This window comes from Pseudomonas urethralis, from assembly GCF_021602465.1.
Classification (GTDB): Bacteria; Pseudomonadota; Gammaproteobacteria; order Pseudomonadales; family Pseudomonadaceae; genus Aquipseudomonas; species Aquipseudomonas vlassakiae.
In genome coordinates this window covers 320461-337078 of sequence record NZ_BQIJ01000007.1, presented here as the reverse complement: position 1 = coordinate 337078, position 16618 = coordinate 320461, and the positions used below count along the sequence as shown (strand labels likewise).

General features: G+C 64.1%; 11 protein-coding genes, 4 tRNA genes and 1 pseudogene. 9 read left to right on the top strand and 7 right to left on the bottom strand.

Going from position 1 to position 16618, the window contains the following annotated elements:
* A partial coding sequence (locus L6D64_RS14700; RefSeq protein ID WP_236192480.1) for an MFS transporter occupies nucleotides 1–1068 on the bottom strand: 1068 nt, incomplete at its 3' end.
* Between the two features lie 152 nt (nucleotides 1069–1220).
* Here L6D64_RS14700 and L6D64_RS14695 point away from each other — a divergent pair.
* The 3 genes from L6D64_RS14695 (at nucleotide 1221) to L6D64_RS14685 (ending at nucleotide 4220) form a co-directional block, all read left to right on the top strand.
* Nucleotides 1221–1952, top strand: a complete 732-nt coding sequence (locus tag L6D64_RS14695; RefSeq protein WP_176509492.1) for a GntR family transcriptional regulator — start codon at nucleotides 1221–1223, stop codon at nucleotides 1950–1952.
* Between the two features lie 138 nt (nucleotides 1953–2090).
* A complete protein-coding gene (locus L6D64_RS14690; RefSeq protein WP_176509491.1) occupies nucleotides 2091–3365 on the top strand; it encodes an MFS transporter in 1275 nt (424 codons plus the stop codon).
* 21 nt (nucleotides 3366–3386) lie between these two features.
* Nucleotides 3387–4220, top strand: a complete 834-nt coding sequence (locus tag L6D64_RS14685; protein WP_176509490.1) for an amidohydrolase family protein — start codon at nucleotides 3387–3389, stop codon at nucleotides 4218–4220.
* A gap of 91 nt (nucleotides 4221–4311) precedes the next feature.
* Here the strand turns inward: L6D64_RS14685 and L6D64_RS28550 are convergent, their stop codons facing one another.
* Both L6D64_RS28550 and L6D64_RS28545 read right to left on the bottom strand, forming a co-directional pair.
* Entirely contained in the window at nucleotides 4312–5175 is an 864-nt protein-coding gene (locus tag L6D64_RS28550) for a methyl-accepting chemotaxis protein (protein ID WP_371870323.1), read from the bottom strand.
* Nucleotides 5167–6231: pseudogene (locus L6D64_RS28545) on the bottom strand (methyl-accepting chemotaxis protein); the annotation flags it as partial. The pseudogene L6D64_RS28545 and the gene L6D64_RS28550, both read right to left, overlap by 9 nt.
* Before the next feature lie 266 nt (nucleotides 6232–6497).
* Here L6D64_RS28545 and L6D64_RS14675 point away from each other — a divergent pair.
* Nucleotides 6498–8375 (top strand): MFS transporter, encoded by a 1878-nt coding sequence (locus L6D64_RS14675; RefSeq protein WP_176509488.1) that lies wholly within the window; start codon nucleotides 6498–6500, stop codon nucleotides 8373–8375.
* Between the two features lie 9 nt (nucleotides 8376–8384).
* On the opposite strand, the gene sugE is transcribed toward L6D64_RS14675, so the two are convergent.
* From sugE to rdgC, 3 genes are all read right to left on the bottom strand, one after another.
* Entirely contained in the window at nucleotides 8385–8702 is a 318-nt protein-coding gene (sugE, locus tag L6D64_RS14670) for a quaternary ammonium compound efflux SMR transporter SugE (protein ID WP_054887036.1), read from the bottom strand.
* 95 nt (nucleotides 8703–8797) lie between these two features.
* A complete protein-coding gene (locus L6D64_RS14665; RefSeq protein ID WP_176509487.1) occupies nucleotides 8798–9763 on the bottom strand; it encodes a bile acid:sodium symporter family protein in 966 nt (321 codons plus the stop codon).
* Between the two features lie 185 nt (nucleotides 9764–9948).
* Entirely contained in the window at nucleotides 9949–10869 is a 921-nt protein-coding gene (rdgC, locus tag L6D64_RS14660) for a recombination-associated protein RdgC (RefSeq protein ID WP_099815954.1), read from the bottom strand.
* Between the two features lie 216 nt (nucleotides 10870–11085).
* Here rdgC and L6D64_RS14655 point away from each other — a divergent pair.
* From L6D64_RS14655 to L6D64_RS14640, 4 genes are all read left to right on the top strand, one after another.
* Nucleotides 11086–11161, top strand: a tRNA-Val gene (locus tag L6D64_RS14655).
* Between the two features lie 13 nt (nucleotides 11162–11174).
* Nucleotides 11175–11251: transfer RNA gene (locus L6D64_RS14650), tRNA-Asp, on the top strand.
* Nucleotides 11252–11420: 169 nt separating this feature from the next.
* Nucleotides 11421–11496 (top strand) — tRNA-Val (locus L6D64_RS14645).
* A gap of 13 nt (nucleotides 11497–11509) precedes the next feature.
* Nucleotides 11510–11586, top strand: a tRNA-Asp gene (locus L6D64_RS14640).
* A 78-nt stretch (nucleotides 11587–11664) separates the two neighbouring features.
* On the opposite strand, the gene map is transcribed toward L6D64_RS14640, so the two are convergent.
* A complete protein-coding gene (gene map, locus L6D64_RS14635; RefSeq protein ID WP_176507203.1) occupies nucleotides 11665–12441 on the bottom strand; it encodes a type I methionyl aminopeptidase in 777 nt (258 codons plus the stop codon).
* Between the two features lie 357 nt (nucleotides 12442–12798).
* On the opposite strand from map, the gene L6D64_RS14630 reads away from it, so the two are divergent.
* The gene (locus tag L6D64_RS14630) at nucleotides 12799–16599 is read left to right on the top strand and encodes a bifunctional nitrate reductase/sulfite reductase flavoprotein subunit alpha (protein ID WP_176507202.1); all 3801 of its coding nucleotides are present in this window, start codon (nucleotides 12799–12801) and stop codon (nucleotides 16597–16599) included.
* The last annotated feature ends 19 nt before the right edge of the window (nucleotides 16600–16618 follow it).

The following is a 16618-nucleotide window of genomic DNA, read 5'->3' as shown; positions in this document are numbered from 1 at the left end:
TACCGGCCCCAGCGCCGCCCCGAGGTTGGACAGGTTCTGCGCCCCGTAATACACCCCGCGCAGGTGCTCCGGGGCAATCAGGTCGATGAACATGTACTCGGCGGGTATGACGATGATTTCACCGAGGGTGAACACCAGCATCGCCAGGCACCACGCCACGACCGATCCGGCCATGGCAAAGCCGAGCAGCCCGGCGATGAACAGCGCCATGCCGGCCAGCAGCCAGGGCATCAGCTGCTGGCGGCCGATGCGTCGACCGATCAGGTACTGCAGGGCTATCACCGTCACCGCGTTGGTCGTGACCAGATAACCGACCAACCGTGCCGCCTCGCTGGCGCTGCTGGTCACCACCAGGTACTGCGACAGATAGGCGGTGAACTGGCCGAAGACCACTGCGCTCAGTACGCCGCCCAGGGTGAAGCACACCAGTCGACGGTCGCGCGCCAGCCCTAGCGCAACCTGGCTGAACCCGGCGCCCGGCTGCACCTGCGTGCTGGCCTGCAGGCCACGGTCGCCAAGCCGCCAGTAGGCCAGGCACATGCCCAGGCCGGTGAGCGCCGAGGCGATGAAAGGCAGATGGTCGTCCAGCTCCAGCATGGCCACGCCAAGCAGCGGGCCGACGGCATAACCGACGTTGCTCAAGGTGTACTTGATGGCGAACACCTCGGCCCGTTGCTCCACCGGCAGCAGCGCGCAGAAGCCGGCCTTGGCGGCGATGTCGACCACCGCCAGGGCCAGGTTGATCAGCACCAGGCAGGTGAAGAACAGCCACACCGAACGGCTGGCGATGGCGATTACGAATGCGAGGGCGAAGACCAGCGTGCTGGCGCTGACCAGGGTGTGGTTGCGCACGGTGTCGACCAGGTGCCCGCCATACAGGCTCAGCAATGAGGCGACGATCAGCGCGCCACCGATCAGCAAGCCGATCTGGCCGACCGACAGTTGGAAGTTGTCGGCCAGGTAGACCACCAGGTAGGGCAGGGTGATAGCGCGGGCGACAGTCAGCGAGAAGGTGGTTGCCAGCAGCAGACGGACGCTGGCGGGATAGCCTTTCATGGCAGCGAGCATTGCCACGTCCTTGGTGTGGGGTAATTCGATGCTGGAGGATAATTGAGACGGGCGGCGGCGACCAGCGGAGGATTGACAGCCTGCACCTCGCGGGGGAATACTCTCGACCAATTCATATATATGTTTATATAACAAGAGACGAGAGCCGACCCATGCACCCACTGTCCGGTGATGCTCGACTACCCCGCTATCAACAGCTGCGCGATCATCTGATCGAGCAGATCGCCAACAACCGCTGGCGTCCGGGCGAGGCCATTCCCACCGAAGCCGCCCTGGCCAACGAGTTCGACATGTCTGTCGGCACCGTGCGCAAGGCCGTCGACGTGCTGGTCGCCGAAGGCGTGCTGGAGCGTCAGCAGGGCCGCGGCACCTTCATCCGCCGCCCGCAGTTCCAGTCTTCGCTGTTCCGCTTCTTCCGTTTCGAAAGCGCCAACGGCGAGCGGCTGATGCCGGAAAGCCGCATCCTCTCCATCGAGCCGGTGCCGGCCCCTTCGGCGGTTGCCCAGGCCTTGGGCCTGGTTGCCGAGGCTGAGGTCATTCGCATTGTCCGTACCCGTCTGCTCGGCGCTCAGCCGGTGCTTGCCGAGGAAATCTGGCTGCCGCGCCAGACCTTCCAACCCCTGCTCGACGTCGACCTGGACAGCAAAGGTCCGCTGCTCTACCCGATCTACGAGGAGCTGTGCGGCCAGGTGGTCGCCTACGCCGAGGAGACGCTGACCGCCGAAGCGGTCGATGCGGTGCATGGCCGCTTGTTGCAACTGCCGGCCAACAGCCCGGTCGTGGTGATCGAGCGCCTGGCCCGCGATTACGCCGGCAAACCGCTGGAATGGCGCCGCTCGCGCGGCCACGCGCAGCACTTCCGCTACCGCGTCGACATTCGCTGAGCCGTTAAACCGGCTGCTTCCCCCGTACCCGTCTGCGCCGTTCTGCCACGGCGCAGTGGCTTCGCCTGTCCGGTCGCCGGCCTGCCAGCGCTTTGGCACGCCCGGCCGTCACACACACGACTAAGAAGGATAACAACCATGTTCAGCTGGTATCGCCAGATCACTTCACGGGAACGCAAGACGTTCTGGGCCTGTTTCGGTGGCTGGTCGCTCGATGCGCTGGAAGTGCAGATGTTCGGCCTGGCTATCCCCGCGCTGATCGCCGCGTTCTCCCTGACCAAGGGCGATGCCGGCCTGATCAGCGGCCTGACCCTGGTGACCTCGGCGATCGGTGGTTGGCTTGGTGGCACCCTGTCGGACCGTTATGGCCGCGTGCGGACCTTGCAGTGGATGATCCTCTGGTTCTCCTTCTTTACCTTCCTCTCGGCGTTCGTCACTGGCTTCTATCCGCTGCTGTTCGTCAAGGCCATGCAGGGCTTCGGCATCGGTGGCGAGTGGGCGGCCGGTGCGGTGCTGATGGCCGAGACCATCAACCCGAAATACCGCGGCAAGGTCATGGGCACCGTGCAGAGCGCCTGGGCCGTGGGCTGGGGCCTGGCGGTGGGGCTGTTCACCCTGATCTATTCGCTGGTACCGGCTGAGTACGCCTGGCGGGTAATGTTCTTCATCGGCCTGCTGCCATCGCTGCTGATCATCTGGGTGCGCCGCAACGTGCCGGAGCCGGACAGCTTCCAGCGCCTGCAAAAGGACAAGGCCATCCCCGGCAGCTTCTTCAAGTCGATGGCCGGCATCTTCCGCCCGGAGCTGCTGCGCGTGACCCTGCTCGGCGGCCTGCTCGGCCTCGGGGCGCACGGTGGCTACCATGCCGTCATGACCTGGCTGCCGACCTTCCTCAAGACCGAACGCAACCTGTCGGTACTGAACTCCGGTGGTTACCTGGCGGTGATCATCTTTGCCTTCTGGTGTGGTTGCGTGGCCAGCGGCCTGCTGATCGACCGCATCGGCCGTCGCAAGAACATCCTGCTGTTCGCGCTGTGCTGCGTGCTGACCGTGCAGGCGTATGTGTTCTTCCCGCTGAGCAATACCCAGATGCTGTTCCTCGGCTTCCCGCTGGGCTTCTTCGCCGCCGGCATCCCGGCCAGCCTGGGGGCGTTCTTCAACGAGCTGTACCCGGCCGATGTGCGCGGTGCCGGGGTCGGCTTCTGCTACAACTTCGGCCGCGTGCTGTCGGCGGTGTTCCCGTTCCTGGTCGGCCACATGAGCGAATCCATGTCGCTGGGTAGCGCAATCGGTATCGATGCCGGCATCGCCTACGGCGTGGCGATGCTCGCCGCGCTGTGCCTGCCGGAGACCCGTGGCCGCAACCTCGAGGCCACGCCCGCGCCGGCAATGGCTGGCGCTGTCGCCAAGTAACCTGACTGTTCTGTGATGACCATGCCCGACGTTCCTGTTTCACACCTGACCGCCATCGACAGCCATGCCCACGTGTTCAGCCGTGGGCTGAACCTGGCCAGCGAGCGGCGTTACGCGCCCAGCTACGATGCGCCGCTGGGTGATTACCTGGGCCAGCTGCTGGCCCATGGTTTCAGCCATGGCGTGTTGGTACAGCCCAGCTTCCTGGGTACCGACAACCGCTACCTGCTCGATGCCCTGAAGACCGTGCCGGGGCAACTGCGCGGGGTGGTGATGCTTGACCGGGACGTCGAGCGCGAGACCTTGCAAGAGATGGATCAGCTCGGGGTCCGGGGCGTGCGCCTGAACCTCATGGGCCAGGCCCTGCCAGACCTGACGGGGGCTGAATGGCGGCCCCTGCTGGAGCGCATCGGCGAACAGGGCTGGCACCTGGAGCTGCACCGCCAGGTGGCGGACATGCCGACCCTGGTGCAGGCCCTGGAGCCTTATGGGCTGAACATCGTGGTCGACCATTTCGGTCGGCCCGATGCCCGCCTGGGGCTTGGGCAACCGGGCTTTGCCGAGCTGTTGACGCTGGGCGGCAAGGGCAAGGTGTGGGTCAAGGTGTCGGGGATCTACCGGTTGGAGGGTAGCGCGGAGCAGAACCTGGCATTTGCGCGCCAGGCGCTGTGTGCGCTGGAGGCTCACTACGGTGCCGAGCGGTTGATGTGGGGGAGCGATTGGCCGCATACCCAGCATGAGTCTTCGGTGAGCTTTACCAAGGTTGTCGAGCAGTTCGATGCCTTGGGCTGCTCGGCTGAATTGCGCCGCGCGCTGCTGGTGGATACTGCACAGGCGTTGTTCGGGTTCGCGTGATGTAGCGCCTGTGCTGGCCTCATCGCGGGTAGTGGCACGGTCAATCTGAAAGATGCCCCGCCACCTTCACAGGCAGCGGGGCATCTATTGGTCAGAAGCGGAATCGGCTGATCATCTGCTGCAACTGCCCGCCCAACCGCGCCAGCTCCACACTGGACGCCGAGGTTTGCTGACTGGCCTCAGCGGTCTGTTCGGAAATATCCCGCACTGTCACCACGCTGCGGCTGATCTCTTCAGCCACCGCACTCTGCTGCTCGGAAGCCGCGGCAATCTGCTGGTTCATCAGCTGGATCGCCGACACACGCTGGGTAATCCCTTCCAACGCCACCCCTGCCTCACGCACCAGCGCCACGCTGCTTTCGGTGAGGCTCTGGCTCTGCTCCATCAGCTCGCTCACCGAACGAGTGCCTTGCTCAAGGCTGCCGATCGCCGATTCGATCTCCAGCGTCGATGCCTGGGTACGCTGTGCCAGGCTGCGCACTTCATCTGCCACCACGGCGAAACCACGGCCCGCTTCACCGGCCCGGGCCGCTTCGATGGCGGCATTGAGCGCCAGCAGGTTGGTCTGTTCGGCCACGGCCTTGATCACGTCCATGACCTTGCCGATACGCTGGCTCTCGGTGCGCAGCGCTCCCATGGCTTCGCCAGTGGCGTCCACCTGGCTGGCCAGGCGGCTGATCTGGGCCACGGCGCGGCTGACCACGCTGTCACCTTCACGGGCTTCTTCGTCAGTGGCACTGGCGGCGGTAGAGGCTTCGCCGGCATTGCGCGCGACTTCGTGCACGGTGGCAGCCATTTCCTGCATGGCCGTGGCCACCTGGTCGGTTTCGACCTTCTGGTTGCTGGCGCCGGCGCTGGTCTGCTCGGTGATTGCCGACAGCTCTTCGGTAGCGCTGGCAATCTGCGAAATGCCATCGCGCACCTGGGCGATCAGCTCGCGCAGGTTGCGAGTCATGCCCTGCAGGGCGTTCTGCAGTTGGCCGACTTCGTCGCGGCGGCGGCTGCTCGGTTGTTCGCCGAGGTCACCGGCAGCGACCTGCTCCATGGCCTTGAGTGCCTGGCGCAGCGGCTGGCTGATCTGCCGGGCAATCACCCCGGCAGCCAGGGCGCCGAGCAGCAAGGCGAGCAGGGTGGTGGCAATTTGCAGGGTGCGGGCGAAGTGGCTGTCTTTGGCGACCAGCACCGCCTGGTCGTCCAGCAGTTGGCCGATGACACCGTTGAGGGTCTCGATGTCGTTGGCCATGGCGGCGCGGTAGTCCACCAAGTGGCTGACCTCGCCACGGAACGCCTCTACGGCCTTCGCATAGGCCTGCACCTGCAGCTCCAGCTGCTGGAACTGCTGCGGGAAATTGCCATTGAAGCGGGCGACCAGCCCCGGCAGATCGTTCACCGTGGTGGCGATCTGGGTGTTCATCAGTTTCTCGGTCTCGGCGTTGGTATTACCGGTATAACCGCGAACGTGGTAGCGCAGCAGGATCAGGTTTTCGCGGATCTGGTTGATGGCCTCGATGCGCACGAAACGCTGCTCGGCATCGGGCAAGGCGCGTACCTGATTGCGAATCTGCTCGATGCTGGCGAACGACTGGGTGGCCAGGACGCCCATTTCCTTTTGTGCCGCGCGCATCTTTTCATAGGAGCGGAAGCTGGCGGCCTGGTTGCCGCTGTAGCTCTGCAGTGCCTGGTCGGCACTATTGATCAGCGCATGGGCCTGCGCCCTGACCATCACCTCGCGCAGCTTTGCCAGTGTCGGCTTGAACGCGTCCAGTGCAACTTGCAGCTGTTTGCTCTCGGCGGGTGCGCCGTTGGCCATGGCATGGCGCAAGCGCGCTTCGCGCAGGTCGCCGAGGGCGTCGTTGAGGCGCGATACATCGCTGACAACCTCACTGCGCCGTACCAGGCTGCCGAGGCCGTCCCAGCTGATCAGCGACTGCACGAGTGTCAGGCACAGCACCAGGCCGAAACCGAGAAAGAGTTTATGGGCGATCCTGAGGTCGCCAAACCAGGTAAACATTACTGCCGAGCTCCTTTTCTTATGCGTTGGAGGAGACCTGAGGTCTGTTCCTTCTGTCAGATATAGTCATCTATATGAATTATCGGCACATGTAACAAAATCTGAACAGTGGTTGGCAGGAAATTAATGTCACTGTGATATCAAATTGTGAGCGGGTTCCTGAGTTGCCCGGTGTTTCTTGCCAGGCGGTGGCTTTCCCATGCAGATTTGTGGCTTGCAGCGCTTCGCGTGCCTCCAATGACAAAAGACACTCAGGAACAAGGACGATGAGTCACCCCTCGCAATTCACCTTGCTCGGCAAACGGCGTTTCCTGCCGTTCTTCGTCACCCAGTTACTGGGTGCCTTCAACGACAACCTGTTCAAGCAGTCGCTGATCCTGGCCATTCTGTTCAAGCTCAGCCTGGGCGACGGCGATCGATCGATCTGGGTCAACCTCTGCGCGCTGCTGTTCATCCTGCCGTTCTTTCTGTTCTCGGCGCTGGGTGGGCAGTTCGGCGAGAAGTTCGCCAAGGACGCACTGATCCGCGCGATCAAGCTGGCCGAGATCGTCATCATGGCGATCGGCGCCATCGGCTTCGTCACCCACCACCTCACGCTGATGCTGGTGGCGCTGTTCGGCATGGGCACCCACTCGGCGCTGTTCGGCCCGGTGAAATACTCGATCCTGCCCCAGGCCCTGCGTGAAGAGGAGCTGGTGGGGGGCAACGGCCTGGTGGAGATGGGCACCTTCCTCGCCATCCTGGTAGGCACCATTGGCGCCGGGGTGATGATGGCCAATGACAGCTATGCCACGGTGGTGGCCGGTGGCGTGGTCGGTACCGCCGTGCTCGGCTACCTGGCCAGCCGCTGGATTCCCCGGGCTGCGGCAGCGTCGCCGCAGATGGCGCTGGACTGGAACATCTTCAAGCAGTCGTGGGTGATCCTGCGCATGGGCCTGGGGCAGACCCCGGCAGTGTCGCGCTCGATCGTCGGCAACTCGTGGTTCTGGTTCGTCGGCGCCATCTACCTGACGCAGATCCCGACTTACGCCCAAGAGTGGCTGCACGGCGACGAGACCGCAGTGACCTTGGTGCTGACCCTGTTCTCGGTCGGTATCGCCGTCGGGTCGCTACTGTGTGAACGCCTCAGTGGGCGCAAGGTGGAAATCGGCCTGGTGCCGTTCGGCTCGTTTGGCCTCACCTTGTTCGGCCTGCTCTGGTGGTGGCACTCAGGTGACGTACCGGCCGGCGCCCAGCCGCACGACTGGCTGGCGCTGCTGGGCATGCACCAGGCCTGGTGGATCCTGGTGTCGATCGTTGGCCTCGGCGTGTTCGGCGGCTTCTACATCGTGCCGCTGTACGCGCTGATCCAGGCGCGCACTGCCGAAGACCAGCGGGCGCGGGTGATCGCCTCCAACAACATCCTCAACGCGCTGTTCATGGTGGTCTCGGCGATCTTCACCATCGTCCTGCTGAGCGTGCTCAAGCTGAGCATCCCCCAGCTGTTCCTGGTGGTGTCACTGCTGAACGTGCTGGTCAATGCCTACATCTTCAGGATCGTGCCCGAGTTCACCATGCGCTTCCTGATCTGGATGCTCAGCCATTCGATGTACCGCGTGCAGCACCGCGACCTCGAACGCATCCCCGATGAAGGCGCTGCGCTGCTGGTGTGCAACCACGTGTCGTTCGTCGATGCACTGCTGCTGGGCGGGGCGATCCGCCGGCCGATCCGCTTCGTCATGTACTACAAGATCTACAACCTGCCGGTGCTCAACTTCGTGTTCCGCACGGCGGGTGCCATTCCCATTGCCGGGCGCAACGAAGACCAGGCCACCTATGATCGGGCCTTTGCGCGTATCGCCGAGTACCTGGCAGACGGTGAGCTGGTGTGTATCTTCCCGGAAGGCAAATTGACCGGTGATGGTGAAATCGACGTGTTCAAGGGAGGCGTCAGCCGCATCCTCGAAGAAACCCCGGTGCCGGTGATTCCGCTGGCGCTGCAGGGCCTGTGGGGGAGTTTCTTCAGCCGCGACCCGGCCAAGGGCTTCTTCAAGCGCCTGTGGTCGCGGGTGACCATCGTGGCAGGCGCCGCCATCCCGGTGGAGGCGGCGCAGCCAGAGGCCTTGCGTGAGCAGGTCAGCCGCTTGCGCGGTGGCCTGCGCTGAGCAGGGGTATCAGCTGGCGCTGACCTTCAGGCCGATCAGGCCGGTAATGATCAGCGCCACGCTGACCAGCCGTACCAGGGCCATCGACTCGCCGAACAGGATGATCCCGGCGATCACCGTGCCGACGGCGCCGACGCCGGTCCAGATGGCATAGGCGGTGCCCAGCGGCAGTTCCTTCATGGCAAGGCCCAGCAGGCCCAGGCTGATGGCCATGGCGGCGACGGTGAGTACGGTCGGGAGCGGTTTGCTGAAGCCGTCGGTGTATTTCAGGCCGACGGCCCAGCCGACCTCGAACAGGCCGGCGAAGAACAGGATGATCCAGGACATGATGCGTCTCCATCGTTGCGAATGATGGGGCCGTCCCCGGAATGGTCACGCGGTGCGTCGTGAGGTCGTCCTCACCGTGGCCATCAGGGTACACATCAATGCCTGGCTGGCTCAACCTGTTCAATGGCGGCCGATGGCTCTTCCACCCTGCGGAACCAGGTCGAAAGCAGCGCCCCGGAGATGTTGTGCCAGACGCTGAACAGCGCGCTCGGCACCGCCGCCAGCGGCGAGAAGTGCGCCGCCGCCAGCGCCGCCCCCAGCCCCGAGTTCTGCATGCCCACCTCCAGCGCCAGCGACTTGCGCTGGGCCAGCGGCAGGTTGCAGAGCCGGCCAGTGAGGTAGCCCAGCAGGTAGCCGAAGGTGTTGTGCAGCACCACCACCGCCATGATCAGCAACCCCGATTCGGCAATCTTAGCCTGGCTGGCCGCCACCACCGCGCAGACAATCATCACGATGCTCACCACCGACACCAGTGGCAGCACCTGTACCGCCGCCTGCACCCGCGCACCCAGCAAGCGCTGAGCCAACACACCGAGCACGATCGGCAGCATCACCAACTGCAGGATCGACCAGAACATGTCCATGAAGGACACCGGCAGCCAGGCCGAGGCCAGGAACCAGATCAGCGCCGGGGTCAGCAGGGGGGCGAGCAGGGTGGTGACCGCAGCGATCGCCACCGCCAGCGCCAGGTCGCCCTTGGACAGCCAGACCATCACGTTCGACGCCGTGCCGCTCGGGCAGCAGCCGACCAGGATGACGCCCACGGCGATTTCCGCCGGCAGGTGGAACAGCTGGCACAGCAGCCAGGCCATGCCCGGCATGATCACGAAGTGCGCGACCACGCCCAGGGCCACACGCCAGGGCTGGCGGGCGAGGGCGGCGAAGTCATCGAGCTTGAGGGTCAGGCCCATGCCGAACATCACCAGCCCCAGCAGTGGCACGATGGCGACCTTGAGGGCGATGAACCACTGGGGCACCAGGAAGGCCAGCACGGCGAACACCAGCACCCACAGGGCGAAAGTATTACCGACGAAGCGGCTGAGGGCGGCGAGGGCACGCATGGGGCAATTCCTTTTCTATTTATAGCTTTGTGAATTTCACCGGCCTCTTCGCGGGCAAGCCCGCTCCCACAGGTACTCCACAGAATCTGAAAACTGTGGAGTACCTGTGGGAGCGGGCTTGCCCGCGAAGAGGCCGGTGCTGGCGACAACCGAATGTCAGGCCAGCACCGGTCTATCAAACCACATCAGACCCCTTGCGGAATCTCTTCGCCACCGAGCACTTCGAACAGCGCCGGCAGGAATTCGGCAAAGGTCATCATCATCAGCTGGAAGCTGGCATCGAACTGCTGCGCGGCCTCTTCGCCACCGTCCTGTTCGGCCTGTTCCTGCAGCAGCTCTTCGAACTTCAGGCGCTTGATCACCATCTTGTCGTCGAGCACGAACGACAGCTTGTCCTGCCAGGCCAGGGCCAGCTGGGTGACCACCTTGCCGGTGCTCAGGTGCAGCTGGATCTCCTCGCTGGTCAGGTCCTGGCGCTTGCAGCGCACGATGCCGCCGTCTTCGGCGGTGTCCCGCAGTTCGCACTCGTCCAGCACGTAGAAGCCTTCGGCAGCCTGTTGCGACTTGACCCAGTCGGTCATGGTCGCAGTGGGTGCGATCTTCACGGTCACCGGGCGCACCGGCAGCGAGCCCATCACTTCGCGCAGGGTCGACAGCAGGTCTTCGGCGCGCTTGGCGCTGGCCGAGTTGACCAGGATCATCCCCAGGCGCGGGGCGATGGCGGCGAAGATCATCGAGCGGCGGATGAACGCGCGCGGCAGGAAGGCCTGGATGATCTCGTCCTTGATCTGGTCGCGCTCTTTCTTGTAGACCTTGCGCATTTGCTCGGTCTCGATCTCTTCGACCTTCTCCTTCACGGCATCGTTGACCACGCTGCTCGGCAGGATGCGTTCTTCCTTGCGCGCGGCAACCAGCAGGAATTCGCCGCTGACGTGCACCAGGGGAGCGTCTTCACCCTTGCCGAACGGCGCGATGAAACCGTAGGTGGTCAGCTCCTGGCTGGCGCAGGCGCGGGCTGGCTTGGTGGCCAGCGCGGCTTCCAGCGCTTCAGGCTCGAACGGTACTTCCTGGGTCAGGCGGTAGGACAGCAGGTTCTTGAACCACATGGGGGGCAATCTCTCCTTAATGCATAAGGCGGGCATTATTCTCCGAGCAGCGCTCTGAGGCCAACCCTGTCAGAGGGCCAGCAGGACCCGATAAGGAAGGAAAAGCCCCGGCTGCGCTAGGTCTTTGAAAGGCTTGGAGTTTTTTTTGAAAAAAAATAAAAAAATGCTTGCCAGGGTAGCAGCCCCTCCGTAGAATGCGCGCCACACCGAGACGAAGGGTGATTAGCTCAGCCGGGAGAGCATCTGCCTTACAAGCAGAGGGTCGGCGGTTCGATCCCGTCATCACCCACCACTCGATGTATAGCGCAGCGGTAGTTCAGTCGGTTAGAATACCGGCCTGTCACGCCGGGGGTCGCGGGTTCGAGTCCCGTCCGCTGCGCCATATTCCACTTCCTGGGCCCACTGAACACCCGGAAGTAACAAAGATAGCGACCTTAGGGTCGCTTTTTTTGTGCCTGAAATTTGCGATGGTTGATTTTGCAAAAAAGTTGCTTCAATGGCTTGCCAGGCTGCTGGTTCATCCGTAGAATGCGCGCCTCACCGAGACGAATGGGTGATTAGCTCAGCCGGGAGAGCATCTGCCTTACAAGCAGAGGGTCGGCGGTTCGATCCCGTCATCACCCACCACTCGTTGATTAGCGCAGCGGTAGTTCAGTCGGTTAGAATACCGGCCTGTCACGCCGGGGGTCGCGGGTTCGAGTCCCGTCCGCTGCGCCATATTCCGCTTCCAGGGCCCACTGAACACCCGGAAGCCACAAAAAAGCGACCTTAGGGTCGCTTTTTTTGTTTGTGCGCTTACCGGCTACGCTCTTCATCCCGTAATGTCAGTACCTCGACCCCATCCTCAGTCACCGCCACCGTATGTTCCCACTGTGCCGACAGGCAGTGGTCGCGGGTGATCACCGTCCAGCCATCTTTGAGCGTCCGCGTCCCGCGCCCACCCTGGTTGATCATCGGCTCGATGGTGAACACCATGCCCGGTTGCAACTTCATGCCCATGCCACGCAGGCCGAAATGCAGCACCTCGGGCCCTTCATGCATCTGCTGGCCAATGCCATGGCCGCAGTACTCGCGTACCACGCTGTAGCCAGCCGCTTCGGCATGAGCCTGGATGGCATGGCCGATGTCACCCAGCGTCGCCCCGGGGCGTACCTGTTCGATGCCTTTCCATAGCGCCTCATAGGTCATGTCGACCAACCGCTGTGCGTCTTCGCTGATTGGCCCGATGCTGTACATCTTCGACGAGTCGGCAATGTAACCACCCTGTTCGAGGGTGATGTCGACATTGATGATCGAGCCTTCCTTCAACACTTCATCGACCTTGGGGATGCCATGGCAGACCACATGGTCCACCGAGGTGTTGAGCGAGTAGGGGAAGCCGTACTGGCCCTTGCTCGCCGGGCGTGCCTTGAGGGTATCGACGATGAATGCCTCGGCGCGGTCGTTGATCTGCATCGTGGTGATGCCGGGGCGGATGAAGCTGTCGAGTTCGGCGAAAACCCGGGCCAACAGCTGACCGGCGTTACGCATCAATGCGAGTTGGGCGGGGGTCTTGAGGATCACCTTGGACATGGAATGCAGGCTGTAGCTCTTGCGGGAAAGTGCTCCAGCATAGCGCCATGAGCCTTGCACCTGCCACCGCATGGTGCGCAGGGCTTTTGTGGGAGCGGCCTTGTGTCGCGAAAGGGCCGCGAAGCGGCCCCAGGATTTTGATGGTATCGCTTGAATTGCTGGGGCCGCTCTGCGGCCCTTTCGCGACACAAGGCCGCTCCCACAAGGTCTGGCCCACTAATTGCTGACTGACCCTTATCCAGGGCTATCAACGTCGACAGCCCGCAAAACTCACGACAAAGGCGCCGTGTTGCCCCGCTTGCTCTGCAAGCCCGGGCAGCCGGCGCCTTTTTGCGTTCCTGACAGGGGAAGAGCGCCATGACCACCCGTGAAGTACGCAGCGTCTGCCCCTACTGTGGCGTCGGCTGTGGCATTGTCATGAGCATCGAGGATGGCAAGGTCAGCAAGATCCGTGGCGACAAGCAGCACCCAAGCAACTTCGGCCGCCTGTGTACCAAGGGCCTCACCGCACACCTGCCGCTGACCGCCGCCGGGCGCATGGAGGATGCCTACGTCCGCCAGCAACGCAGCCAGCAGCCGGCACGCAGCAGCATGGACCAGGCCATTGCCCAGGCCGGCGAGCGCCTGCGCGGCATCATCGACCAACACGGAGCGGACGCCGTGGCGCTGTATGTGTCCGGGCAGATGTCGCTGGAAGCCCAGTACCTGGCCAACAAGCTGGCCAAGGGCTTTATCCGCACACGCCATATCGAGTCCAACTCACGGCTGTGCATGGCCAGTGCCGGCAGCGGCTACAAGCTGTCGCTCGGCGCCGACGGCCCGCCCGGCAGCTACCAGGATTTCGAACGTGCCGAGGTGTTCCTGGTGATCGGCGCGAACATGGCTGATTGCCATCCGGTGCTGTTCCTGCGCCTGCTGGACCGGCTCAAGGCCGGGGCCAGACTCATCGTGGTGGATCCACGGCGCACCGCCACGGCCGACAAGGCCGACCTCTTCCTGCAACTGCGCCCCGGCAGTGACATGGCGCTGCTCAACGGCTTGCTGCACCTGCTGCACCAGAACGGGCACACCGACCCCGCGTTCATCGCCCGTCACACCGAAGGCTGGGACGAACTGCCGGCCTTCCTCGACGATTACACCCCGGCGCGCGTAGCGGCCATTACTGGCCTGAGCGAAGCCGACATCCGCCGGGCAGCAGAATGGATCGGCACCGCCGGTGAGTGGATGAGCTGCTGGACCATGGGCCTCAACCAGAGCGTCCACGGCACCTGGCACAGCAACGCCTTGTGTAACCTGCACCTGGCCACCGGCGCCATCTGCCGCCCCGGCAGCGGGCCGTTTTCGCTGACCGGCCAACCCAATGCCATGGGCGGCCGCGAAATGGGCTACATGGGCCCGGGCCTGCCGGGCCAGCGTTCGGCGCTGGTGGCGGCGGACCGCGCCTTCGTCGAGCAGCAATGGCATCTGCAACCGGGCAGCCTGCGCAGCGAAGGCGGTGAGGGCACGATCGCGCTGTTCGAGCAGATGAAGACCGGTGCGGTGAAAGCCTGCTGGGTGATCTGCAGCAACCCGGTGGCCAGCGTCGCCAACCGCCAGCAGGTGATCGACGGCCTGCGCCAGGCCGAGCTGGTGATCACCCAGGACGCCTTCCTCGACACCGAGACCAACCGCTACGCCGATATCCTGCTGCCCGCCGCGCTGTGGGCCGAAGGCGAGGGCGTGATGATCAACAGCGAACGTAACCTGACGCTGATGCCGCAGGCGGTGCTGGCACCCGGCCAAAGCCTGGCGGACTGGCAGATCATCGCCCGGGTGGCCTGCGCCATGGGCTACGCAGAGGCTTTCGATTACCCCGACGCCGAGGCGGTATACGACGAGATCCGGCGTTTCTGGAACCCGACGACCGGCTACGACCTGCGCGGCATCGGCTATCGGCAATTGCGCCAAGGTCCGCGGCAATGGCCCTGCGCGCCGGGTCGCGAAGCTGACCGCAGCCCGCTGCGTTACCTGAACGACGGCAGCAGCCAGCACCTGTTGCGCGATGCCGGGGGCCATGCGCCTGCCCTGGCGTTCCCCACCGCCAGCGGCAAGGCACGCTTCTTCGCCCGGCCTTGGTTGCCGGCGCCCGAACTGCCCGATGCCGACTACCCGCTGGTGCTCAACACCGGCCGCGTGCAGCACCAGTGGCACACCCTGACCAAGACCGGCAAGGTACCGGCGCTGAACAAGCTGGAGCCCGGCCCCTTCCTTGAAATTTACCCAGATGATGCTGCCCGCCTGGGCATCGCCGAGAAGGACCTGGTCGCCATCCGCTCGCGTCGCGGCAAGGCCGTGTTGCCTGCGCGCATCAGTGACCGGGTCATGCCCGGCAACTGCTTTGCGCCATTCCACTGGAACGATCTGATCGGCGAGCAACTGGCGATCAATGCCGTGGCCTGCGATGCAGTCGACCCGCTGTCGCTGCAGCCGGCGTTCAAACATTGCGCGGTGGCCCTGGCGCGGGTCGCCGGCGAGCGCATCGATGCGCTTGAGCTGAACACTGATGTTGCGCAGTTCGCGCAGCCAGTCGCTACGCCGGCCCGCGCCGCGCCGCGTCATCAGGTGCTGTGGGCCTCGCAGACGGGCAATGGCGAGGCGCTTGCCGAGCGTTGTGCCGAGCGCCTGCGTGGTGCAGGCCTGGAGGTAGAGCTCAGTTGCATGGACGCGGTCAACCCCAGCCAGCTGCAAGGCGCCGCCAGTGCGGTGCTGATCACCAGCACCTTTGGTGACGGCGACGCGCCCGATAGCGCCACGGCGTTCTGGCAGGCCCTGCAGGGCGAGGAGGGCGCCTGCTACGCGGAGCTGCCCTATGCCGTGCTGGCCTTGGGTGACTCCAGCTACGACCAGTTCTGTGGCTTTGGTCGCAAGCTCGACCAGCGTCTGGCCGAGCTGGGCGGGCGCCGCGTGCTGCAGCGGGTCGATTGCGAACCGGATTTCGATGAAGCCTTCGCCGCTTGGCTCGAAGCCCTGCTGGCGGAGCTCGGCTGCGCCAGCGCGCCACCACCGGTCAGCCAATCGGCGCCAGTCGCGAGCTACAACAAGCAGCAACCATGGTTGGCCCCGCTACTGGAAAATCAGCTGCTCAACGGCCCGGGTGCCAACAAGGAAACCCGCCAGCTGGTGTTCGACCTGTCCGGCAGCGGTTTCACCTACGCCGCCGGCGATGCCTTGGGCGTGTGGCCGCGCAACTGTCCGGCACTGGTCGACGAACTGCTGGCGCTGACGCAGCTCGATGGCCAGGCGCTGGTGAAATTGAAGGGGCAGCCGCTGATGCCACTGGTCGAGGCTCTGGAAACCCGTCTGGAGATTGCCAAGGTCACGCCGCAGCAACTGCAGGTGTTCAGCGCGCATCACGCCGAGCTGCAGCACCTGCTGCAACCCCAGTGCAAGGCGGAACTGCAGCATTGGCTGTGGGGCAGGCAGCTGGTCGATGTGCTGCGTGCATTCCCGCAGCAGTTGCCGTTGGCCACCTGGCTTGACCTGCTCAAGCCGTTGCAGCCGCGCCTGTATTCGATCAGCTCCAGTCCCTTCGCGCATCCGGACCAGGTCCACCTCACGGTATCCACCGTGCGCTATGGCAAGCGCAAAGGGGTGTGTTCAACGTTCCTTGCGGACCGGGCTCAGGCATTGAAGGTGGAAATCTTCCCGCAGGTATCGAAGCACTTCCGCCTGCCTGAAGACGACAGCGTGCCGGTGATCATGGTCGGCCCCGGCACCGGTATCGCACCATTTCGTGCCTTCCTGGAAGAGCGCGAGGCACGGGGTGCGAAAGGTGGTAACTGGCTGTTCTTCGGCGAGCAACATGCGGCCACGGATTTCTACTATCAGGCACAGCTGCAGGCCTGGCAGGCGAGCGGGCATCTGCGCCTGGACACGGCGTTCTCGCGGGACCAGGCCGAGAAGATCTATGTGCAGCAGCGCATGCTCGAGCAGGGCGCGCAGCTGTGGCAATGGCTGGAGGCGGGGGCGTACTTCTATGTCTGTGGTGATGCCCAGCGCATGGCCAAGGATGTCGATGCAGCGTTGCGTGAGGTGATTGCCGTGCATGGCGGGGTGGATGCCAATGCCTATGTCGAGGCCTTGGGCAGGGCCAAGCGGTATCGGCGCGATGTGTATTGAGGTGCGCCAGGATGGGGAG